The sequence below is a fragment of the Undibacterium sp. genome (assembly GCF_030683615.1).
GTDB lineage: Bacteria > Pseudomonadota > Gammaproteobacteria > Burkholderiales > Burkholderiaceae_D > Undibacterium > Undibacterium umbellatum.
The window spans coordinates 130,280-153,047 of the sequence record NZ_JAUXQE010000007.1 but is presented as its reverse complement, the minus strand read 5'-3'; the positions used below and the strand labels follow the sequence as shown (position 1 = coordinate 153,047).

Genomic DNA, 22,768 nt, shown 5'->3' with positions numbered 1-22,768 from the left:
AGTAAGAAAAATGGGGAGTTAACTCCCCATTTTTTATTTATTTGCCTTGTTTTAAATTGTTTCGAAGTACAATGATTTAACAAAACGATTCTGGCTTCAATCGTAAAGCTACCCGGGGAAGCTCTCTGAGTGGCTTTTTTTATTGTTTTTTTCCAGAATGGGCTTGTGTTTCCGCCCAGTGCGCCAACATTGTTAACCAGTATTTATGAAAGGTGCGCCATGACGACTACTCTGATTACCGAACAAACCCAATTGCCGTTATTGCCACTGCGTGATGTTGTTGTATTCCCGCACATGGTAATCCCCCTGTTTGTGGGACGCCCCAAATCCATTAAAGCGCTTGAAGCCGCCATGGATCAGGGCAAGAGCATCATGCTTGCTGCCCAAAAAGCGGCTGCCAAGGATGAGCCTTCTGCCGACGATATTTATGAAATTGGCTGTATTGCCAATATCTTGCAAATGCTGAAATTGCCCGACGGCACCGTCAAGGTGCTGGTTGAAGGTGCGCAACGTGCACGTATCAGCAAGATTCATGATTCTGAATCGCATTTCTTTGCTGATCTGACACCTATCGCCGTTGACGAAGGTGATGAGTCAGAAGTGGAGGCGATGCGTCGCGCCATCGTTCAGCAATTTGACCAGTACGTCAAACTGAACAAAAAGATTCCACCAGAAATTCTTGCCTCTCTGTCTGGTATTGATGATGCTGGCCGCCTGGCCGATACCATCGCCGCGCACCTGCCTTTGAAGCTGGAGCAGAAACAAGTCATTCTGGAAATCTTCAGTGTGGCAAAACGTCTTGAGCATTTGCTGGGCCAGCTCGAAGGCGAGCTTGACATCTTGCAAGTCGAAAAACGTATCCGTGGTCGCGTCAAGCGCCAGATGGAGAAATCCCAACGCGAGTATTACCTGAACGAGCAAGTCAAGGCGATACAGAAAGAGCTGGGCGAGGGTGAAGAAGGCGCCGATATTGACGAGCTGGAGAAAAAAATCCTGGCTGCCAAAATGCCTAAAGAAGCCCGCGACAAAGCACAGAATGAGTTGAAAAAACTCAAGATGATGTCACCGATGTCGGCAGAAGCTACTGTCGTGCGTAATTACATCGACACCATCGTCAATTTGCCATGGAAGAAAAAATCCAAGGTCAATAATGATTTGACGAATGCTGAAAAAGTGTTGGAGGACGAACACTTTGGCCTTGATAAAGTCAAGGAGCGCATTCTGGAATATCTTGCAGTACAACAGCGCGTCGACAAGCTGAAAGCGCCTATTCTGTGTCTCGTGGGTCCTCCTGGTGTTGGTAAAACCTCGCTGGGGCAATCCATTGCCCGTGCAACGAACCGCAAGTTCGTGCGTATGGCCTTGGGCGGGGTACGTGATGAAGCAGAAATTCGCGGTCATCGCCGTACCTACATAGGTTCGATGCCTGGCAAGATCTTGCAAAGCCTGTCCAAGGTTGGCGTGCGTAATCCTTTGTTCTTGCTGGATGAAGTGGACAAGATGGGCGCTGACTTCCGTGGCGATCCTTCGTCAGCCCTGCTAGAGGTATTGGACCCTGAGCAAAATCACACTTTCTCGGATCACTATATCGAAGTTGACTTCGATTTGTCTGATGTGATGTTTGTAGCGACCTCCAATTCCTACAATATCCCGCCAGCTTTGCTCGACAGGATGGAAGTCATTCGTCTGTCGGGTTATACCGAGGATGAAAAAACTAGCATTGCGCAACGTTATCTGTTACCTAAGCAAATCAAGAACAATGGTTTGAAAGAAGGCGAAATCACCGTGGCAGAAAGTGCCTTGCGTGACATCATTCGCTATTACACACGCGAAGCAGGCGTGCGCTCGCTGGAAAGGGAGATCTCCAAGATTTGCCGCAAGGTCGTGAAAATGCTCTTGCTGAAAAAGACCGAGAAAAAAGCCACGGTCAATTCCAAGAACCTGGATAAGTACTTGGGTGTGCGTCGTTATGACTTTGGCGTTGCCGTCAAGGATAACCAGGTTGGCCAGGTCGTTGGCTTGGCCTGGACTGAAGTGGGCGGCGATTTACTCACTATAGAAGCTGTCGCCATGCCAGGTAAAGGTGGTGTCATCCGTACTGGTACTCTGGGTGATGTCATGAAAGAATCGATCGAAGCAGCCCGCACTGTAGTACGCAGCCGCGCCAAGCGTCTGGGTATCAAGGCAGATGTATTCGAAAAGAGTGACATTCATATCCACGTACCTGAAGGTGCAACACCAAAAGATGGTCCATCTGCCGGTATCGCCATGACCACGGCGCTCGTATCCGTGTTCACTGGCATCCCGGTCCGCGCAGATGTTGCCATGACTGGTGAGATCACATTGCGCGGCGAAGTCTTGCCTATCGGTGGCTTGAAAGAGAAATTGCTGGCGGCTCATCGCGGCGGTATCAAGACTGTGCTGATACCTGAGGAAAATGCCAAGGATCTGACTGAGATTCCTGATAATGTCAAAAACAAGCTGGAAATCATCCCGGTAAGGTGGATAGACAAAGTCCTCGAAATTGCACTGGAATCCCAGCCCGTTCCTTTGGTTGACGAACCAGTAGCCGTGGTGGCGTCTACACCGGCAGCTGCTCCAACAGAAGCAACAGCTGATACTACTGTGGTCAAGCACTAAGTAATGTATGTTTCTGAAATGAAAAACGTCCGGATATCCGGACGTTTTTTTATGTCAACCGCTAACGAAAGTTTGGTGGCAAGCTGGTGTCAATAAGTTTGTGATTCTGCCTTTACATGAAATACTTGAGAGGGCAAAAATCATGCACAGGTTAATCTCAAACCCAGTTGCGCATGAGGCCAACCGCCAGCCCTTCCAGCGCGAAATCTTCTTCCGTGTCACTGATTTTAATGACAGGATAATCGGGGTTTTCCGGTATTAGTTCTATCAGGTTACCAGTCTTGTTATAGCGTTTCACTGTCACATCATTACCCAGGCGTGCAACGACGATCTGGCCATTGCGGGCACTGTCGGCTTTTTTTACTGCCAGCAAGTCGCCATCAAATATACCGGCATCGCGCATAGACATGCCGCGTACCTTTAGTAAAAAGTCAGGTTTGGCAGAGAACAGGGAAGGGTCAACATGGTAAGTGGATTCAATATGCTCGCTGGCGAGGATGGGCGAACCAGCAGCGACGCGGCCCACCAGTGGCAGGCTGAGTTGAATCAAGGTAGAGTGAAGTGGGGGCGGTTGTTTGCCGGTGATATGGTTGGACAGCTTCGATTCCAGCAGTCGAATGCCGCGTGAGGTACCTGCCGCAATTTCTATAACCCCTTTGCGTGCCAGTGCTTGCAAATGTTCTTCTGCAGCATTGGTTGAGCGAAACCCCAATTCTGTTGCAATCTCAGCGCGTGTAGGGGGAAAGCCTGTGTTTTGAATGGCATCTTTAATCAGGTTAAGAATTTGTTCCTGGCGGGCGGTGAGTTTAAGCATGGTGTTTTCTAGTGTGAAGGTGCTGTATATACAAGCAGTCTGTATTTTTATACAGTAGAGCTGAATATGCAAGTCAAAATCCTCGAGATCTGTCCGAAATGTGAAAAAATACCTCACTTTAACGTCTAAATTGGCCTATAAAGCAGCTAAGTCACTGATCCAATTGATCAATATGAAAAACTGGGTTATTATTATCGGCTTTCCTCTTCCCGCACTCGTCTTGACGCCGAGGCGGGCTATTTTATTGTCCACAAGGAGAATATATGCGTCATTATGAAATCGTATTTATCGTACATCCCGATCAGAGCGAGCAAGTTCCTGCAATGATCGAACGCTACAAGGCAAGTGTTGTAGCTCGTGGTGGTCAAATCCATCGCGTTGAAGACTGGGGCCGTCGTCAACTGGCTTACATGATTCAAAAATTGGCTAAAGCGCACTATGTTTGCATGAACATCGAATGCGATGCTGAAACTCTGCTCGAGTTGGAAACAGCATTTAAATTCAATGATGCTGTTTTGCGTCACCTGACAGTCAAATTGAAAAAAGCAGAAACAACACCTTCTCCTATGATGAAAGCTGTTCAGAAAGAAGATGCTGCAAAAGCGCAACGTGTTGAAGCGCCTGCTGCTTAATAATTGACAAAGGTCGCGTAAAAAATAGTGAATCAGCTGAAGCTCGTAGCACGGATTGTGGAAAAAAGCGCATTGCGTTACACCCCGGCCGGTATCCCGATAGCTTCTGCTACCTTGATGCATAGTTCAGAAACTCGTGAGGCGAACACAGTTCGGCAGGTCGAGTTTGAAATTTCTGCAATGGCTGCTGGTGAAATATCCCAGCGGTTTACAGAAATTGCCTTGGAGCAGCCCATGGAATTCACTGGTTTTTTAGCGCGCAAAAATCGCAATAGCAAAAGTCTCGTTTTTCACGTCACTGAATTCGGGACAACTTTACTAGATTAGGAGCCAAAAATGGCATTCGGTAAAAAATTCGACAAAAGCAAATTGAAGCAAAAGCGCCAACAACAAAATCCTTTGTTCAAGCGTAAAAAATTCTGCCGCTTCACAGCAGCACATGTAGAAAAAGTTGACTACAAAGATATCGACACACTGAAAGATTTCGTGCAAGAAAACGGCAAAATCATGCCAGCACGTTTGACCGGTACAAAAGCGCTGTATCAACGTCAAGTTGACACTGCAATCAAACGTGCACGTTACCTCGCGTTGCTGCCATACACTGATTTGCACACAGCGTAATTGACGACAAGGTAAAGGAGAAAAATATGCAAGTTATTCTGTTGGATAAAGTCGTTAATCTCGGCAATCTGGGTGATGTAGTTCGCGTTAAAGACGGCTATGCACGTAACTTTTTGATTCCACAACGTATGGCTCGTCGTGCAACGACGGCTGCAGTTGCTGAATTCGAAGCAAAACGCGCTGAGCTGGAAAAAGCAGCGGCCGCTAAATTGGCAACTGCTCAAGCTCAAGGCGAAAAACTGTCTGGTTTGACTGTTCAAATCACACAAAAATCTGGTGTAGATGGCCGTTTGTTTGGTTCCGTCACTAACGCAGATATCGCTGAAGCCCTGACTAAACAAGGTTTCGCGATAGAAAAAGCACAAGTGCGTTTGCCACAAGGTCCGTTGAAGATCGCTGGTGAACACAGTGTTTCCGTTGCTTTGCACACTGACGTTGTTGTTGACGTTAATGTTGCAGTAGTGGGCGAACACGCGTAATTTGCTTTTTGCAAAACGCTGAAAAAGCCGGGGATTCCCGGCTTTTTTCATGTTTGAGAGAAATTTTTCGTTATTTGTCTGTTTGTCACAAACTTGTCACAAACTCGCCATCTTCTCGTACTTTGAACGCTCTGATAGTCTGGTTTAACGGTTATAATGCGCGCCATGAAAGCTGGTTCTGATCCTCAAGTTGACGCGCTACGCGTCCCCCCCCATTCCATAGAAGCAGAGCAATCTGTTCTGGGTGGCCTATTGCTGGATAACGCGGCCTGGGACCGTATCGCCGATTTTATCGGCGAAGAAGATTTTTATCGCTACGACCACAGGATTATCTTCCAGTGCATGGTCAAACTCATTAATAGCTCGCGTCCGGCTGACGTCATTACCGTCTTTGAGGCGCTGACTAGTACAGGCAAGGCAGAAGATGCCGGTGGCCTGACTTACCTGAATGCGCTGGCACAAAACACCCCCTCTGCTGCAAATATCCGTCGCTATGCAGAAATTGTCCGTGACCGCGGTGTATTGCGTAAGCTGATTACCGTCGCGGATGAAATTTCTGGCAATGCCTTCAATCCGCAGGGTAAAGAGGTCAAGCAAATGCTGGACGAGGCTGAGTCCAAGATCTTTGCTATTGCTGAAGAAGGCGCACGCGGTGCTCAGGGTTTTCAGGCGATTCAGCCCTTGCTGACCCAGGTGGTCGAACGCATAGACGAGCTGTACAACCGCGACAATCAAAATGATATTACCGGTGTGCCGACTGGCTTCACTGATCTGGACAAGATGACTTCAGGCTTGCAGCCTGGTGATCTGGTGATTGTAGCTGGCCGTCCGTCGATGGGTAAGACCGCCTTCTCACTGAACATCGGTGAGAACGTGGCGATAGACAGCGGCTTGCCAGTCGCCGTGTTTTCCATGGAGATGGGGGGGGCTCAGTTGGCCATGCGTATGCTGGGCTCGGTAGGGCGCCTGGATCAGAGCCGTTTGCGCGTCGGCAAATTGACCGATGAAGACTGGCCACGCCTGACGCACGCCATTCAAAAGATGAATGAAGCGCAACTGTATATTGATGAAACGCCGGCGTTGAGTTCTATAGAATTGCGCGCACGCTCCCGTCGTCTGGCACGTCAGTGTGGCAAGCTGGGCCTGGTGATCGTCGATTATTTGCAATTGATGTCGGCCAATTCCGCTGGCGAAAACCGTGCGACTGAGATTTCTGAAATTTCCCGAAATTTGAAGGGCCTGGCAAAAGAACTGCATTGCCCGGTGATTGCCTTGTCCCAGTTAAACCGCTCTCTGGAGCAAAGACCGAATAAGCGCCCAGTCATGTCTGACTTGCGCGAATCTGGCGCGATTGAGCAAGATGCTGACGTCATTATGTTTATTTATCGTGATCAGGTGTACAACCCGGATTCACCTGACAAGGGCACGGCGGAAATCATTATTGGTAAGCAGCGTAATGGCCCTATTGGTAGCGTGCGCCTGACTTTCCTGGGTGAATATACCAAGTTTGACAATTATGTTGGTTCCTTGTCGATTTACGGTGATAGTGAATAACTCAAAGCAAAATGCTGGTGTTGGTGGGTAGACGCAAAGTAGTAAATCAAGACTTAAAAAGTAGAACAGTGTTGCCAGGCATGCTTGATTGCATGCGCCTGCCTGGACAATTCTAGAAATCTTATATTTTCAGTGAGAATAAAATGTTTGGACGCTTGATGCCCACCGAGGGCAAATTTTTTGAACTCTTCAATCAACATGCAGAGTTATGTGTCAAAGGTTCCAAGGAAATGGTTGCCCTGATGACAAATTTTGATGATTTGGAGATCCGTGTTCATGCGATAGAGAGCATAGAAAAACAGGCGGATACTGTTACTTACAATACGATAGAGTTGTTGCACAAAACTTTCATCACGCCACTGGACCGTGATGACATCCATAAACTGATCACCCGTATGGATGATATTCTGGATTTGCTGGAAGATGCTGCCCAAACCATCTCTTTGTACGATATCCGCGAGATTACGCCAGAAGCCAAACGCCTGGCAGAGCTTTGCCTTGGATGCGCTGAAAAGGTGAAGGCCGCTGTCGCCTTGTTGCATAACATGGATAATTCCCGTGAAATTCTGGCGCTGTGCGAAGAAATTGATCGTCTGGAATCGGATGCTGATCACGTCATGCGTGCAGCGATGTCCAAACTATTCCGTGACGAACCTGATGTACGCAATCTGATCAAATTGAAAGCGATCTACGAAATACTGGAGACAGTGACAGATCGTTGTGAAGACGTTGCCAATATCATTGAAGGCATCATTGTTGAGAACGCTTAAGCGTCTGACTCTTTTTTTGACGCCTAACTGTTCTCTGTCAATGCAGAGGGCGAACAAGGGAATTCACTTTTATGCAATCCTTACAAATGAGCCTGTATGTCATCATTTTCTTGGTGATACTGGCATTGTTATTTGATTTCATGAACGGCTTTCATGATGCCGCTAATGCAATCGCTACCGTTGTTTCTACAGGGGTATTAAAACCCAGTCAGGCAGTCGCCATGGCTGCCCTGTTCAATGTACTGGCGTTTTTCGTCTTTAATCTGTCTGTTGCCAAAACAATAGGCAAGGGGACAATAGATCCTGTCATTGTTGATCACTACGTCATTTTTGGGGCGCTGGTCGGGGCGATATTCTGGAATTTGGTTACCTGGTATTTTGGTATCCCCTCATCATCCTCGCATGCATTGATTGGTGGTTTGATTGGTGCAGCCGTGGCGAAAGAGGGTACTGGGGCACTGATTGCTGGCGGGCTGTACAAAATCATTTTGTTTATTGTTTTGTCACCGCTGCTGGGGTTCTTCCTGGGCTCTGTGATGATGCTCGTCGTATCCTGGTTGTTTGTCAGATCGACACCCATGAAGGTGGATAAATGGTTCCGTCGCCTTCAATTGGTGTCAGCCTCGGTATTCAGTCTTGGTCATGGTGGCAATGATGCGCAAAAAACCATGGGTATTATCTGGATGTTGTTGATCGCTGCAGGTTACTCCAGTGCAGCAGATAAAGCACCGCCACAGTGGGTTGTGTACTCCTGTTACGCAGCCATTGGTCTGGGTACTTTATTTGGTGGTTGGCGTATCGTGAAAACCATGGGCCAGAAAATCACCAAACTCAAACCTGTAGGCGGTTTTTGCGCAGAAACCGGTGGTGCCATCACACTGATCATGGCAACGGTGTTGGGTATCCCTGTGTCAACGACACACACCATTACAGGTGCCATTGTTGGTGTGGGATCAGCGCAAAAAATGTCTGCGGTACGTTGGGGTGTTGCTGGCAATATTGTCTGGGCATGGATTTTGACCATACCCGCTTCTGCTTTTGTGGCAGCGATAGCTTGGTGGATCGGTACAAAAATCCTCTGATGAATTGACATTCGTGAGAGTAAAAAAGCCTCAGTGTATGAACTGAGGCTTTTTTATTGGACTTGAATTCTGCTGATGGCAAGTTACATTTGTTTGAATAAGTGCACAAAACTTCTGCTGACTTCAAGCTTCTCTGTCAGACCTTTGATTTGTACCAGATGGCGACCACGCAAGTCGCGTACTACACCTGAGATAGCCTTGGCATTCACCAGGGTCGATCTGTGGATTTGCCAGAACAGGGCAGGGTCCAGTTCATCTGCCAGGTCACGCACTGGCTTGCGTATCAAGGCTTCGTAAGTGGCGGTTTGTACTCTCGTATATTTTTCGTCGGATTGGAAAAATAGAATTTCCTCCACAGGTATGAGGCGCAACTCCTGACCTATGGAGGCCTGTATCCATTGCAGGTAATCCGGCTTGGGGGCAATGCCCATTTGCTTGGCCAATTGCGAGAGCATTATACTCATGTCATTTGGCTGGCTCTGGGCCGTTAATCTGGCCTTGAGTCTTTCCACAGTGCGTGTCAGCCTTTCTACATCAGCAGGCTTCAATACATAATCCACCGCACCATGATCAAAAGCCTGTATGGCATATTGGTCATAGGCAGTAATGAATACTATATGCGCCTTGCTGCCGATGTCCTTGGCTGCTTCAAGCCCGGTTTTGACTGGCATGCGTATGTCGAGGAAGGCCAGGTCTGGTTTATGTGTTTCTACCAGAGCGACGGCTTCCTCGCCGTTTTTTGCTTCATCGAGAATCTCCAGTTCGGGCCAGACTTGTTCCAGGCGCGACTTTAACTGGTCGCGCATCAGTCTTTCATCATCAGCAATTATGGCAGTTGGCATGGTCAGCGTAATTGAAACTAGTTGGCTAATTCGTACGGGATTTCTATAGTAACGCAAACTCCGCTGGGTTGATTAGGGGTAATGATCATTTGTCCTTTTTCTTTATAAATCAATTTCAGGCGCTCACGTATATTTTGCAGTCCCAGTCCAGTCCCATTGCTGGGCATGGCACCAAACCCCAGACCATCATCACTGACAGAGACGCGCAACTTGTTATGGGCGACCTCTGCATGAAAGTGGATGGTACCGCCTTCTGCCTTGCATTCCAGGCCATGTTTGATCGCATTTTCTACCAGGGACTGCAGCATCATCGGCGGGAAGGAAGCACTGCGCAAGCCTTCCGGCATGATGAAGTCGACATTCAATCTTTCTTCCATGCGCATTTTCAGTAATTCCAGATAAGACTTGATCATGTCAGCTTCACGTCCCAGATTGGTCACGCTGGCATTTTCTCGCATTTGTGGCAAGACAGCGCGCAAGTAAGCGATCAGGCTGCGCTGCATGGCAGCGGCACGTGGCGGATCAGTTTCTATCAAATATTCAACCGAGGCCAGGGTATTGAACAGGAAATGCGGCTCTACTTGGGCTTGCATCATTTGCATCTGTGCTTCGCTAACCTGACGCAACAGGGATTCGCGTTCTGCCGCCATGCCAGCTTCCTTGGCCTTTTCTTCAGCGCGTATTTTTCCACTCATCAGTGCTTTCATGCCAAACAGACCAACGACCAGCAAAACGACAAAATTGGCAAACCATTTTGACGACGTCCGTTTATAGCTACGTACTTCTTCATCTGCAGCATCAGCAACAGCGTTATTGATTTCTTCACTGATTTCCTTGGCTAATTCAGCAGGTAATTTGATATGGATATCGTCCCTGTCCGTGATGGATGGGGCACGCGGAGGTTCCGGTGGAACTGGCGGTGCTACTGGGTCAGAAGCGCTTGGAGCCGCTGGTGGTGCGGGTGGAGCGGGCGGAGCAATACCGTCATCTTTGCGGATGTGAATTCCGTTCTCATCGATCTCTATCTGCTTGCCTTTGCCATCGAGATTGTTTTTGCGGATGTGCAGACCAGTGTCGTCGATTTCTATGCTGGTATCGCCATCGGTGATTTTGCTGGTTTTTTTTGTTTTTTTCGGTGAGCTGCTTTTGGTCACCACGACGTTTTCTTCAGAAGTAAACAGTATGTCTTGCAACAAGCCGCCTGCTGTGATGGTGATAATGGCAAATAAAAAAAACTTCCACCACGACAATTTCGTGACCCAGGCTGCCGTTGTGTCAAAGCTTTTACTAAGCCAGGCCATCAGGTTGGCGATGGTTTGTTTGAATGTAACTGCATTGTCTTTATTCATGATGCTTCTCTTTTAACGGTTATCCCAGACATACCAGAAGTGCGTGGAACTGGCTGCTAGCGACTTTTCAGTCCATGTTGATACTGTAGGGAAATCGTCTTTGCATGGGTAGCGACTTGCGACAGTCTGCAAAAAATGCAGGATAGAATGGAAAATGCCTCATTTGATATGCATGAGTGTCGATGCTGCAGATTGGGGAATGTGCGGGGCGTGTGCGTATGTGGAGCACATCAGACGGCAATAGCAGTCTGATGTGCTCTAGACTTATCTGCTGGCCAGCCAGGCATGCAAGTCATCGCGGGTCAATGGCTTGGAGTACAGATATCCCTGGGCGATATGGCAATCATAAGAGAGCAGGGTATTGGCCTGCATTTCACTTTCGACACCTTCGGCGATGATGGATAGTCCCAGATTTTTACCGAGTTGCACTATCATTTTTGCAATACTGCCTTCATTCGGGTTTTTCTGGATTTCATTGACGAAGGCGCGATCAATTTTTAATTTGTCTACATCCAGCTTTTGTAAGTGACTGAGTGAGGAGAAGCCAGTGCCAAAATCGTCAATAGAGATGCTCATGCCCAGTTGTTTGATCTGATGCAGGGTCTTGATTAGCAACTCCGGATCTTTCATGGCCATGGATTCGGTAATTTCCAATTCCACATATTTTGGAGGAACCTGGGTATCGGCCAGCGCCTTGTTCAGCGATTGCATGAATAGCGGATGAGAAAACTGCGCCTGCGAGACATTGATGGCCATCTGGAAATCGGTGTAACCCAGGCTACGCAGATGCACGAGTTCCAGGCAGGCGGTACGCAATACCCATTCACCTATATCGACAATCAAACCTGAATACTCGGCGATAGGGATAAACTGGTCTGGCGGGATGAATTTGCCCTCATCGGTTTTCCAGCGCAACAAAGCTTCAGCACCCAGCACCCTGCCATCGCGCATATCAATCTGGGGTTGGAAAACCAGGAATAATTTCTTTTGTTCAAATGCAGCACGCAGGGCATGCATCAGCAAGACGCGTTCACGAATTTCCACGCCCATGTTGCGGGTAAAGTATTCATAACCGCCGCGACGATTCATCTTGGCGCGTTTCAGGGCAATATTGGTATCTTTCAGTGCCTCAGAGCCATCGCTGTCATAATCATCAAGTTTGATCAGGCCTATGGTTGCCGAGAGTTGTACATCTTGCTGATCAACATCAAAAGGTGAGTTGAACAGGGCCAGAATTTTATCCGGACAGACCAGGCTCTCATCTCCCAACAGGGCAAAGGTGTCACTGCCTACCCTGGCAAGTTGGCATTGCTCGCCAAAATTGGCCAACAGTCTCTGAGCGACTGAATACAATAACTGGTCACCAAACTGATGTCCAAGTGCATCATTGGTTTCAGCAAAATGATCAATATCAATGAGAGATAACGAACTATGGTTCTTTAACGAGGTGAGCAGGGTCTCGTTCAAGGTCTGCAAGAGTTTCAGGCGGTTTGCCAAACCAGTCAGCGGATCATAGAAAGCATAGTTATGCAGGCGCGAGGTCAGCATGACATTATCGAGACCGACTGACACATTGCCGCAGAACACACCCAGCAAGCGCTTGTCCATTTCATTCAAATGCAAGCCGGTATTCAGAAATAAGGTGAAATCTTTTTGCGCGACATTATTAAAATAGAGCGCCGTCGATTCAGCTTCAAATATGCTCTGACGCGCTTCCAGCGAACGTTTGACGATGCCACTGGCAGCTTGGTTGCTTAATTTTTCAAGCGGTTTATTTAGGCTGCCAAGATACATATTGGTTGTGGCAATGATGTACAAGTCATCACTATCATCCTGTAGCTCAACTGGTACTTGGCGGGCGCAGACAAAGCCTTCGGTGTTAAGTCCCAGCAAACCGGCAATTTGCACCAGTACCCCTGCGGCAAAATTTTGCAATCCTTGTAGCGCCATTAATTCTGTGCTGGCATGGATGATCATTTCCAGGCCGCGACGGCTGGCGCTGATCGCGCAGATTTGTTCGTAGGAACGTATGGCTGAGGTAACGGCAGTGTAGAGTTTGGTACGGGTCAGTTCCGATTTGGTTTTGTAATCATTGATGTCGTAATCGCGTATCGCATCTATTTCTGGTGCATAGCCTGGTTGTCCAGTGCGCAATATGATACGTACATCAGTCAGGCCCAGGGTTTTACGTATATGGCTGACCAATTGCAAGCCGGCGTCTTCCTGCTCCATGACCACATCCAGCAGGATGATGGCAATATCAGTTTCATTTTTCAGGATGTCGCGCGCTTCAGCAGCAGAATAGGCATGCAGAAAGCTGAGGGCGCGATGCTGTATCTCCAGACTGCCCAAAGCAAAAGTTGTGGCAGAGTGAACATCAGGATCATCATCAATAATCATGATCCGCCAAGTCTGCGCGGGCCGTGAAGCCGTCGCAGTTTCATCGCTGTCTGGTTCATCTAGGAAAACCAGATCATCTTCAGAAGAGTGGATCGTTGAATTCATCTGTAATGCGGCTCCATGCTTGGCATATCGTATGGTAAGGGCACTGCAAAATTGGTTCTTTGCGGAACTATGACACTAAATGTATCCGTAGCCAAGCTTCATCTATTTTTCATTGGTAAGAATAAAACAAGATTCGTCTGAACGGGGAGAAAAATGTCCTGAATTTGGCTGGAATGTGCGAAAAATAGTGAAATCTTTCTCTTCCTGGCGTGGAAGCGAAATTCTGTGCGGCGTGCTTCACTGGTAAAATGGGCTTCATTCTGTCTAACCTCTCATTTTTGAAATATTATGTCCGGTAATACTTTTGGCACTTTGTTTACTGTTACAACCTTTGGCGAGTCCCACGGGCCCGCAATTGGTTGCGTGATTGATGGCTGCCCTCCAGGCATGGACTTGTCTGAAGCAGACATACAGCCAGAACTTGATCGCCGCCGCCCTGGGACCTCGCGTCATGTGACTCAGCGGCAAGAGCCTGATACGGTGGAGATACTGTCTGGCGTTTATCAGGGCAAAACCACAGGCACACCGATTGGTCTGTTGATCCGCAATCAGGATCAGCGGAGCAAGGATTATGGCAACATAACTGAAACCTTTCGCCCTGGTCACGCCGATTTCACTTACTGGAATAAATATGGCATCCGCGACCCACGCGGCGGTGGGCGTTCTTCTGCACGCCTGACTGCGCCGGTCGTTGGTGCAGCTGCGATCGCCAAGAAGTGGTTGAAACAGCAATACGGAACAGTATTCCATGGCGGCATGAGTCAGTTAGGCGAAATTGTCATTCCTTTTCAGGCTTGGGAGCATGCTGCAAACAATCCATTCTTTGCGCCAACGGCAGATGCTGCTCTTATACTTCAGCTTGAAAACTATATGGATGCATTGCGCAGGGATGGTGATTCCATTGGCGCCAAGATAGATGTGGTCGCATCCAACGTACCGGTCGGTCTGGGCGAGCCTATTTATGACAAACTCGATGCAGAAATTGCTTATGCCATGATGGGGATTAACGCTGTCAAAGGTGTGGAGATAGGTGCAGGTTTTCGCTCCGTTGCTCAGCGCGGCTCTGAGCATGGTGACGAACTGACGCCAGAAGGCTTTGTTGGCAATAATGCAGGTGGCATACTTGGTGGCATTTCTACTGGACAGGATATTACGGTTTCCATCGCCATCAAACCTACCTCTTCGATACGCACGCCAAGAAGGTCAATTGATAAAGACGGTAATCCGGTTGTGGTGGAAACTTTTGGTCGTCATGATCCTTGTGTTGGTATACGTGCAACGCCGATAGCTGAAGCCATGCTGGCACTGGTCTTGATGGATCATGCCCTGCGCCACCGGGCGCAATGCGGCGATGTCAAATCAGCTCAGTGATTCCTGATAAATTATTTGCTTGATATCGCAAGTTCCCATTCCTTGTTGGTGAGTGGGAACATGCTACACTGGGCCAGTTGCAACGGTGCCATAGCATTCTCATAGAGCATATTGCCTCTTTACCCGCCGCGCATCTCTATCACCATCAATATCACTTGCGCCGTTGGTCTGTTCGGTCACTTTCCTGAGCACATTTTTCTCAACTCAAAATTTTCACTGGCGATTTTCCAGATTAGCCCGAAAAACCAGATGAAAATTTGGCGATTATCATCAAACCCATGCATTTATACTGAAACTTTCATGCACCAATTTGGCATGAGGGTTGGTTTTGCGTTGCACAATTGTGGCATAATCAAATGCGAAAAAAAGATGCAGTACAGGATGTTGCAAGAACCGATGACTTATTTCCAGGCTTCAGATTATGCTTAAAACGCTTTACGATAAATTATGGGAATCCCATGTAGTCCATTCCGAAGATGATGGCACTGCAATTCTCTATATAGACCGCCATTTGTTGCATGAAGTCACCAGCCCGCAGGCCTTTGATGGCTTGAAGCTGGCTGGACGTCAACCCTGGCGCCTATCCGCCAATCTGGTGGTGGCAGATCATAATGTGCCAACCACAAACCGCATCAATGGTATTGATGACCCGATCTCTCGCCTGCAAGTGGAAACGCTGGACTCCAATGCCAAAGAATATGGTTTAACCTATTTCAGCATGGCCGACAAACGCCAGGGCATCGTGCATGTCATCGGGCCTGAGCAAGGAGCAACTTTGCCAGGTATGACGGTCGTTTGCGGTGATTCACATACCTCCACGCATGGTGCTTTTGCCTGCCTGGCGCATGGTATTGGTACATCTGAGGTTGAGCATGTGCTAGCGACACAAACCTTGATAGCAAAAAAGTCCAAGTCCATGCTGGTGCAAGTTGATGGTGCCATGCCTGTGGGAGTGACAGCGAAAGACATTGTCCTGGCCATTATCGGCAAGATAGGTACCGCCGGCGGCACTGGTTATGCAATTGAATTTGCTGGCTCTACCATCCGCAGCCTGTCCATGGAGGGCCGCATGACGGTCTGTAATATGGCGATTGAAGCAGGTGCGCGTGCTGGCATGGTGGCGGTAGATCAAACTACCATCGACTATGTCAAAGGTCGCCCATTGTCGCCAGTTGGTCCGCATTGGGACAGGGCAGTTGAGTACTGGAGCACATTGCATACTGATGCAGGTGCCAAGTTCGACATGGTCGTGACGCTGAATGCTGCCGAAATCAAACCGCAGGTCACTTGGGGTACTTCTCCTGAGATGGTGGTGGCGATAGATAGCCGTGTACCTGATCCTGAACAGGAAAAAGATGCCGTGAAACGCGATGCCATAGAAAAAGCCCTGATCTACATGGCATTGCAACCAAATACTGCAATTTCTGACATCCGTATTGATAAAGTCTTTATCGGTTCCTGCACCAATTCGCGCATAGAAGATTTGCGCGCTGCCGCTGCAGTGGTGCGAGGCAAATATCGCGCCTCGAATGTCAAACTGGCGATGGTTGTGCCAGGCTCTGGTTTGGTCAAAGAGCAGGCTGAACGCGAAGGTCTGGATCAGATATTTAAGGCGGCTGGCTTTGAATGGCGTGAGCCAGGTTGCTCCATGTGCCTGGCCATGAATGCCGACAGGCTGGAGCCGGGTGAGCGTTGTGCTTCCACTTCCAACCGTAACTTTGAAGGTCGTCAGGGGCAGGGCGGTCGCACCCATCTGGTGTCACCTGCAATGGCAGCTGCAGCAGGTGTTGCTGGGCATTTTGTTGACGTACGTGGATTGTCTTAATTTGTTTGGGGAGATGACATGAAAAAGATATTTGTAATGGCGATGTGCGCGCTGGTGCTGACTGCGTGCAATACCGTTCAAGGCATAGGCAAAGACGTTAAAAAGGCTGGCGAAGCAGTCGAAAATGTAGGCAAAAAATAAGCAAGGGTATGGAAAAATTTACTTTACTCGATGGTTTGGTTGCGCCTATGGACAGGGCCAACGTTGATACCGATGCCATCATCCCCAAGCAGTTTTTGAAATCCATTAAGCGTAGTGGCTTTGGACCTAATCTGTTTGATGAATGGCGTTATCTTGATCATGGTGAGCCTGGCATGGACAATAGTAAGCGTCCGGTCAATCCTGATTTCGTACTAAATCAGTCTCGCTACCAAGGTGCGTCCATCTTGCTGGCGCGTAAAAATTTTGGTTGCGGCTCTTCGCGTGAACATGCACCCTGGGCCTTGGAGCAATTCGGTTTTCGTGCCATTATAGCTCCTAGTTTTGCCGATATTTTCTTTAATAACTGCTATAAAAACGGCGTGCTGCCCATCGTTCTTGGAGATGCGCAGGTTGATGTGCTATTCAATGAAGTTAAAGCCTTCCCTGGCTACCGCCTGATCGTGGATTTGGAGCAGCAAGTTGTGCGCAATACCAATGGCAGTGCCAGCTATGCCTTTGATGTTGATGCCTTCCGCAAGTATTGCATGCTCAATGGCTTGGATGATATTGGCCTGACTTTGCGCCAGGCTGACAAGATACGCGCTTTTGAAGAGCGCCATATTGCTGCTCAGCCTTGGCTCGCCAATACTATCTAAATTAATTTGTTGAGAATATGAAAATTGCTATTTTGCCGGGTGACGGCATAGGTCCTGAGATCGTTGAGCAGGCAGTCAAGGTATTGAACGCGCTTGGCGAATCTTTTGAAATGGAAACTGCGCCTGTCGGTGGCGCTGGCTATGAAGCTTCTGGCCACCCCTTGCCAGAGGCGACACTGAAACTGGCGATGGAAGCCGATGCAGTCCTGTTTGGTGCAGTAGGTGACTGGAAGTATGACACCCTGGATCGTCCATTGCGCCCTGAACAAGCCATATTGGGTTTGCGTAAAAACCTGAAGCTGTTCGCCAATTTGCGTCCAGCCATCATGTACCCGGAACTGGCCGGTGCATCGACACTGAAGCCGGAAGTGGTTTCTGGCCTGGATATCCTGATCATCCGCGAGCTGACAGGTGATATTTATTTCGGTCAGCCACGCGGCGTGCGTGTCTGCCCGGACGGACCTTTCAAAGGCGAGCGCGAAGGTTTTGATACCATGCGTTATGCAGAATCAGAAATCCGTCGTATTGCGCATGTGGCTTTCCAGGCTGCGCAAAAGCGTGACAAACGCCTGACCAGTGTCGACAAAGCCAATGTATTGGAAACTTTCCAGTTCTGGAAAGATATCGTCACGGAAGTGCATAAGGAATATCCTGACGTGGCGCTGGATCATATGTATGTCGACAATGCCGCCATGCAATTGGTGCGTGCGCCAAAGAAATTTGACGTTATCGTCACTGGCAATATGTTCGGTGACATCCTGTCTGATCAGGCATCCATGCTGACTGGTTCTATCGGCATGTTGCCATCTGCTTCACTGGATGCGAATAACAAGGGTTTGTATGAGCCTTCCCATGGCTCGGCACCGGACATCGCGGGCAAGGGCGTGGCCAATCCTCTGGCAACCATCCTGTCTGCCGCCATGATGTTGCGTTATTCCTTGAATAAGGCTGAACAGGCTGACCGTATCGAAAACGCCGTTAAAAAAGTCTTGGCGCAAGGCTTGCGTACCCCTGACATCTATGAGGCTGGTACAACCAAGGTTGGTACGGGCGAGATGGGGCAGGCTGTTTTACAGGCATTAAGTTGATTTTTGTTCGTGAAGGGCAGGGACGTCCTGCAAAATTTTAGGGAAAAATGATGAAACTGGTGGGTCTGGTAGGTTGGCGCGGTATGGTGGGTTCTGTCCTGATGCAACGCATGCAGGAAGAAGGTGATTTCGATCATATTGAACCCGTGTTTTTTTCAACTTCCAATACGGGTGGCTCGGCCCCTGCAATGGCAAAGAATGAAAAGACCTTGCAAGACGCAAATAATATTGAGGCGCTCAAGAAGTGCGAGATTATTATTACCTGCCAGGGCGGTGATTACACCAATGACATTTATCCAAAACTGCGCGCAACCGGCTGGAGTGGGCACTGGATAGATGCTGCCTCCAGTCTTCGCATGAATGATGACGCTGTGATTGTGCTTGATCCCGTCAACTTGCCGGTAATCAAGCAAGCTCTCGTCAAGGGCCAGAAAAACTGGATAGGCGGCAATTGCACTGTCAGTTGTATGTTGATGGGTGTTGGTGCTTTGTATAAGGCTGGTCTGGTAGAGTGGATGAGCACGCAAACTTATCAGGCTGCATCTGGTGGTGGCGCGCAGCATATGCGTGAATTGTTGACGCAATACGGTACTTTGAATGCAGAAGTGCGTGCTTTGCTGGATGATCCAAAAAGTGCAATTCTCGAAATCGACCGCAAGATCATTGCGAAACAGCGTTCCTTGTCAGAAGCCGAGACTGCCAATTTCGGCGTACCGCTCGGTGGGTCGCTGATCCCATGGATAGACAAGGATCTGGGAAATGGCATGTCCAAGGAAGAGTGGAAGGGCATGGCGGAAACCAATAAAATTCTCGGACAGGGGGAAGGCTTTGGCACTTCCGCTGTACCAGTCGATGGATTCTGCATACGTATAGGAGCCATGCGCTGCCATAGCCAGGCTTTGACATTTAAACTGAAAAAAGATGTGCCGGTAGCCGATATCGAAGCCATGATCGCTGCAGACAATGAATGGGTGAAAGTTGTGCCAAATACCCGTGAAGCCAGTATCCGTGATCTGACTCCTGTGGCTGTGACTGGCACCATGACAATTCCGGTTGGCCGTATCCGCAAACTGGCGATGGGGCCCGAGTACGTCGGGGCTTTTACTGTTGGCGATCAATTGCTGTGGGGAGCTGCAGAACCGCTGCGTCGAATGTTGCGGATTTTGATCGAAGATTGATGTTTTGAGGTAGTCTTAAAAACTTGTTGTAGAATATAGGGGGGCGTTTAACGCCCCCTTGTCGTTTTTGAAACTGCAGAAGTGCTTCGTCGAAGGTGTCGACGGGTATTTAGTTTCAATTTTAATAAATAAACAATTAGGATTTTGGCGATTATTTATTCACTTGTCATTTGGCAACAACATTTATGCGATATCCTTGCACTTCAAGGTTCTTAATGTATTTACCACTGTGATAAATCGCGTTAAGCTTGCGTGGCATTGTTTGTAATGTTAATGTGAAACATTAGGACGCGTCGCTAGGCAATGTGTAAAGCGTCACCCAGCGGACTTTGTTCGCCCAAAATTCCCAATATGTCTGACAAAATGCATAATCAAAAAAAATCGTCTGTGATTACCCTGGGACGCAAGGCGTTAAGTGTTGCTGTAGCGTCGTCCTTGTTTGCGCTGTCTAGCGCGCATGCTACCGGTCTCGGTAAATTGACCGTGTTGTCCGCTCTGGGGCAACCGCTTCGTGCCGAGATAGAGCTGACTTCTCCTGCTAAGGATGAAGTTGATTCTCTGGTGCCCAAACTGGCATCTCAGGAAGCTTTTAAACAAGCCAACATAGACTTTAATGCCGCGCTATTGTCCCTGCGTTTTGCCATCGAGCAGCGTGGTGCCAATTATGTGATACGCATCAGTTCTGCCCAGCCGATGAACGAACCGTTCGTCGATATGTTGGTGGAGATGAACTCATCCAACGGCAAGCTGGTAAGAGAATACACCTTCTTGCTGGACCCCGCCGAATTGCGAAATAGTCAATCTGCGCAAGTCAGTAACCCTACACTTGTTGCTGGAAAGCCACAAAATTTTACCATTCCGAGTTCTGCAAAAAATAACCGGCCTACCACGCCGGAAACCAGTGCAGGAAGCAAGTCCGCTACAAAAAACGCTGAGGCCAGCAAAGACTTTACTTCTGCTGGCGAGTATCAGGTCAAAGCAGGTGATACATTAAGCAAGATTGCTGGCGGTTACCGTGCAGAAGGCGTGTCACTGGACCAGATGCTGGTTAGTCTTTATCGTGCCAATCCGCAAGCCTTTGCCGGCAACAACATGAATCGCCTGAAATCAGGGCAGATTTTGACTATTCCTGATGCTGATTCTGCGCGTGCTAACACCGGCAGCAGCAATGAAGCACATTCTGTGGTCGTGGCGCATGCTGCAGACTTTAACGCTTACCGTAATAAATTGGCGGGCCAGGTAGCAGAAGCGCCAGCAGAGAAAGCGCCAGCGACCAAGCAAAGCGGTGGTGGCAAAATCTCGGCCAAGGTCCAGGAAGTACCAAATGCGACAACCGACTCTCCTGATAAACTGAAGTTGTCCAAAGTTGGCCCGGCATCTGCACGTACTGCTGGCAAAGGGGCGGGGGATGAAGATAAGCTGGCGAAAGAACGTGCTGCGCAAGAAGCTAATGCGCGCGTCAAAGAGCTGGAAAAAAATGTCAGCGATTTGAAAAATCTGCTGGAAGCGCAGAAGATAGAAATCAAAAACAAAGAATTGGCAGCCAAGCAAGCAGAGTTGACCAAGCCACGTACAGATGCGAAAGCCAGTGCGCCGATTGCTGCAAGTCTGCCTGCAGTCGCTGCTCCTGCATCAGTGACAGCACCTGCTGCTGCCAGCGTGGCTGTGGCCCCGGCTCCCGCATCCGTGGCGACATCGGCCACTGCTTCAGTCGCTGCGTCTGCGCAAGTGAGTGCGCCCGCCAGCATGCCAGCAACAGCATCTGCTGCTTCTGCCGTAGCTACTGAAGCACCTAAGCCACCGGTGAAACGTAAAACGGTTGCACCGCCGCCACCGCCGCCAGAGCCGAGTTTCTTTGATAGCATTTCCGATTATCTCCTGCCTGGCGGTATAGGCTTGCTGGCCATCTTGGGTGGTCTGGGTATCTGGACTAGCCAGCGCAAGAAAAAAATGCAACAGTTTGAAGATAGTATCCTGACTGGTTCCAGCATGAAGGCAAACTCCATGTTTGGCTCTACTGGTGGGCAAAGTGTGGATACGAATAATAGCGTCTTCAATTCCAACTTCGCCCCTTCAGCAAGTCAACTTGACGCCAATGAAGTCGATCCGGTGGCAGAAGCCGATGTGTATATCGCCTATGGTCGCGATTCTCAGGCCGAAGAAATTCTGAAAGAAGCTCTGCGTACCCAGCCAGACCGTCATGCGGTCAGGGTGAAATTGCTGGAAATTTATTTTGGCCGTAAAGATGCCAAAACCTTTGAGCGTCTGGCCAGTGAGTTGTATGGCATGACTAGTGGTGAGGGGGATGACTGGGCTCAGGCTGCTTCTATGGGTATCGTGCTGGAACCAGGCAACCCGCTCTATGCAGGCGGTAAGGCCAAGGCAGAGATGGCAGCAGCTTCAGGCTTGGGTTCTGGTACTCAGCCACTGGAAGATCTGGATCCGGAAGCATTGCTGGCCAACTCCCTGTCTCAGGATATGCTCGAAGCAATCAGTATTATTGACACAGCAGAGCGTAATGGTGCAGCTAAATCCAAGGCTGAAGAACCAGCAATGGATGAGCATGCGCTGGATTTTGATCTGGATATTTCCGGCATGTCTGAGCCAGAAGTGCCAAAAATTCCTGAGCCTGTCGCTCGCGCTGCGCCTGTTGAAGTGCCAGTGGCTGCGCCAGAAGTCGATTTTGGCACGATAGATTTTGATTTTGGCACTAAAGATCCTGAGCCAGCTCCCATCCCTATGATTGGAGAACCTGCACCAGCGATAGCGCCGCAGCCAGAAGCTGACAAGTTTGAGCTTGATCTCGGACATATTGATTTTGCGGAGGATAATTCTGCCGCCGACCCTTTGTCTCTGGACAAGTTCCTTGCAGATGAAAAAATCGATGAAAATCTGTTAGCTGCATCCCTCGCAGATGAGGCTGCAGAAACACCGTTACCAGAATTGACGGCAGGCAAAGCAGAGGTAGACGCGGTTTCAGCTTTTGAGTTTGATCTGTCCGGCATAGATCTTGATCTGGAACCTGCCGCTGCTCCTGTTGTTGAGGCAGAAGCGCCAGCGCAGAATGCAGAAATGGCGACCAAGCTGGACTTGGCCGTTGCTTATCATGAAATTGGCGACAAGGAAGGTGCCCGTGAATTGCTTGACGAAGTCCTCAAGGGCGGCACGACTGAGCAAGTAGAAAGAGCCAAGTCCATGATGGCGCAAATGGCTTGAGTTTC

At 48.9% G+C, this 22,768-nt stretch carries 19 protein-coding genes; 15 read left to right on the top strand and 4 right to left on the bottom strand.

Annotated elements, in window-relative coordinates:
* Positions 1-219: 219 nt before the first annotated feature.
* Positions 220-2,640, top strand: coding sequence for an endopeptidase La (gene lon, locus Q8K39_RS04800; protein WP_186955503.1), 2,421 nt, complete (start codon positions 220-222; stop codon positions 2,638-2,640).
* Between the two features lie 157 nt (positions 2,641-2,797).
* Here the strand turns inward: lon and lexA are convergent, their stop codons facing one another.
* Positions 2,798-3,454, bottom strand: a complete 657-nt coding sequence (gene lexA / locus Q8K39_RS04795) for a transcriptional repressor LexA (protein WP_305258512.1) — start codon at positions 3,452-3,454, stop codon at positions 2,798-2,800.
* 263 nt (positions 3,455-3,717) lie between these two features.
* On the opposite strand from lexA, the gene rpsF reads away from it, so the two are divergent.
* The 7 genes from rpsF to Q8K39_RS04760 all read left to right on the top strand — a co-directional run bounded on the left by rpsF (position 3,718) and on the right by Q8K39_RS04760 (position 8,592).
* Positions 3,718-4,086: a 30S ribosomal protein S6 gene (rpsF, locus tag Q8K39_RS04790; RefSeq protein ID WP_162040879.1), complete on the top strand. Its 369-nt coding sequence runs from the start codon at positions 3,718-3,720 to the stop codon at positions 4,084-4,086.
* Positions 4,087-4,113: 27 nt separating this feature from the next.
* Positions 4,114-4,413, top strand: a complete 300-nt coding sequence (gene priB / locus Q8K39_RS04785) for a primosomal replication protein N (RefSeq protein ID WP_186955501.1) — start codon at positions 4,114-4,116, stop codon at positions 4,411-4,413.
* 9 nt (positions 4,414-4,422) lie between these two features.
* Complete coding sequence (gene rpsR, locus Q8K39_RS04780) at positions 4,423-4,707, top strand: 30S ribosomal protein S18 (protein ID WP_110252960.1); 285 nt, start codon at positions 4,423-4,425, stop codon at positions 4,705-4,707.
* 26 nt (positions 4,708-4,733) lie between these two features.
* Positions 4,734-5,186, top strand: coding sequence for a 50S ribosomal protein L9 (gene rplI, locus Q8K39_RS04775; protein ID WP_305258511.1), 453 nt, complete (start codon positions 4,734-4,736; stop codon positions 5,184-5,186).
* 165 nt (positions 5,187-5,351) lie between these two features.
* Positions 5,352-6,740 carry a replicative DNA helicase gene (locus Q8K39_RS04770; protein ID WP_186955499.1) on the top strand — a complete coding sequence of 463 codons (1,389 nt, stop codon included), beginning with the start codon at positions 5,352-5,354 and terminating at the stop codon, positions 6,738-6,740.
* Between the two features lie 143 nt (positions 6,741-6,883).
* Positions 6,884-7,510, top strand: coding sequence for a DUF47 domain-containing protein (locus tag Q8K39_RS04765; RefSeq protein WP_186955498.1), 627 nt, complete (start codon positions 6,884-6,886; stop codon positions 7,508-7,510).
* Between the two features lie 71 nt (positions 7,511-7,581).
* Positions 7,582-8,592, top strand: a complete 1,011-nt coding sequence (locus tag Q8K39_RS04760; protein ID WP_305258509.1) for an inorganic phosphate transporter — start codon at positions 7,582-7,584, stop codon at positions 8,590-8,592.
* Positions 8,593-8,675: 83 nt separating this feature from the next.
* On the opposite strand, the gene Q8K39_RS04755 is transcribed toward Q8K39_RS04760, so the two are convergent.
* From Q8K39_RS04755 to Q8K39_RS04745, 3 genes are all read right to left on the bottom strand, one after another.
* Positions 8,676-9,434, bottom strand: coding sequence for a LytTR family DNA-binding domain-containing protein (locus Q8K39_RS04755; protein ID WP_186955496.1), 759 nt, complete (start codon positions 9,432-9,434; stop codon positions 8,676-8,678).
* Positions 9,435-9,451: 17 nt separating this feature from the next.
* Positions 9,452-10,783, bottom strand: coding sequence for a sensor histidine kinase (locus Q8K39_RS04750; protein ID WP_305258506.1), 1,332 nt, complete (start codon positions 10,781-10,783; stop codon positions 9,452-9,454).
* 264 nt (positions 10,784-11,047) lie between these two features.
* Positions 11,048-13,288: an EAL domain-containing protein gene (locus tag Q8K39_RS04745; RefSeq protein WP_186955494.1), complete on the bottom strand. Its 2,241-nt coding sequence runs from the start codon at positions 13,286-13,288 to the stop codon at positions 11,048-11,050.
* A 288-nt stretch (positions 13,289-13,576) separates the two neighbouring features.
* Between Q8K39_RS04745 and aroC the strand changes: the two genes are divergently transcribed.
* From aroC to Q8K39_RS04710, 7 genes are all read left to right on the top strand, one after another.
* Entirely contained in the window at positions 13,577-14,659 is a 1,083-nt protein-coding gene (gene aroC, locus Q8K39_RS04740; protein ID WP_305258504.1) for a chorismate synthase, read from the top strand.
* 421 nt (positions 14,660-15,080) lie between these two features.
* Complete coding sequence (gene leuC, locus Q8K39_RS04735; protein WP_305258502.1) at positions 15,081-16,484, top strand: 3-isopropylmalate dehydratase large subunit; 1,404 nt, start codon at positions 15,081-15,083, stop codon at positions 16,482-16,484.
* Positions 16,485-16,502: 18 nt separating this feature from the next.
* Complete coding sequence (locus Q8K39_RS04730) at positions 16,503-16,625, top strand: entericidin A/B family lipoprotein (protein ID WP_305258500.1); 123 nt, start codon at positions 16,503-16,505, stop codon at positions 16,623-16,625.
* 8 nt (positions 16,626-16,633) lie between these two features.
* Complete coding sequence (gene leuD, locus Q8K39_RS04725; RefSeq protein WP_305258498.1) at positions 16,634-17,281, top strand: 3-isopropylmalate dehydratase small subunit; 648 nt, start codon at positions 16,634-16,636, stop codon at positions 17,279-17,281.
* Between the two features lie 17 nt (positions 17,282-17,298).
* Complete coding sequence (leuB, locus tag Q8K39_RS04720; RefSeq protein ID WP_186955490.1) at positions 17,299-18,369, top strand: 3-isopropylmalate dehydrogenase; 1,071 nt, start codon at positions 17,299-17,301, stop codon at positions 18,367-18,369.
* A gap of 47 nt (positions 18,370-18,416) precedes the next feature.
* The gene (gene asd / locus Q8K39_RS04715) at positions 18,417-19,547 is read left to right on the top strand and encodes an aspartate-semialdehyde dehydrogenase (protein WP_186955489.1); all 1,131 of its coding nucleotides are present in this window, start codon (positions 18,417-18,419) and stop codon (positions 19,545-19,547) included.
* Positions 19,548-19,910: 363 nt separating this feature from the next.
* Positions 19,911-22,763: a FimV/HubP family polar landmark protein gene (locus tag Q8K39_RS04710; protein WP_305258497.1), complete on the top strand. Its 2,853-nt coding sequence runs from the start codon at positions 19,911-19,913 to the stop codon at positions 22,761-22,763.
* Positions 22,764-22,768: the final 5 nt, after the last annotated feature.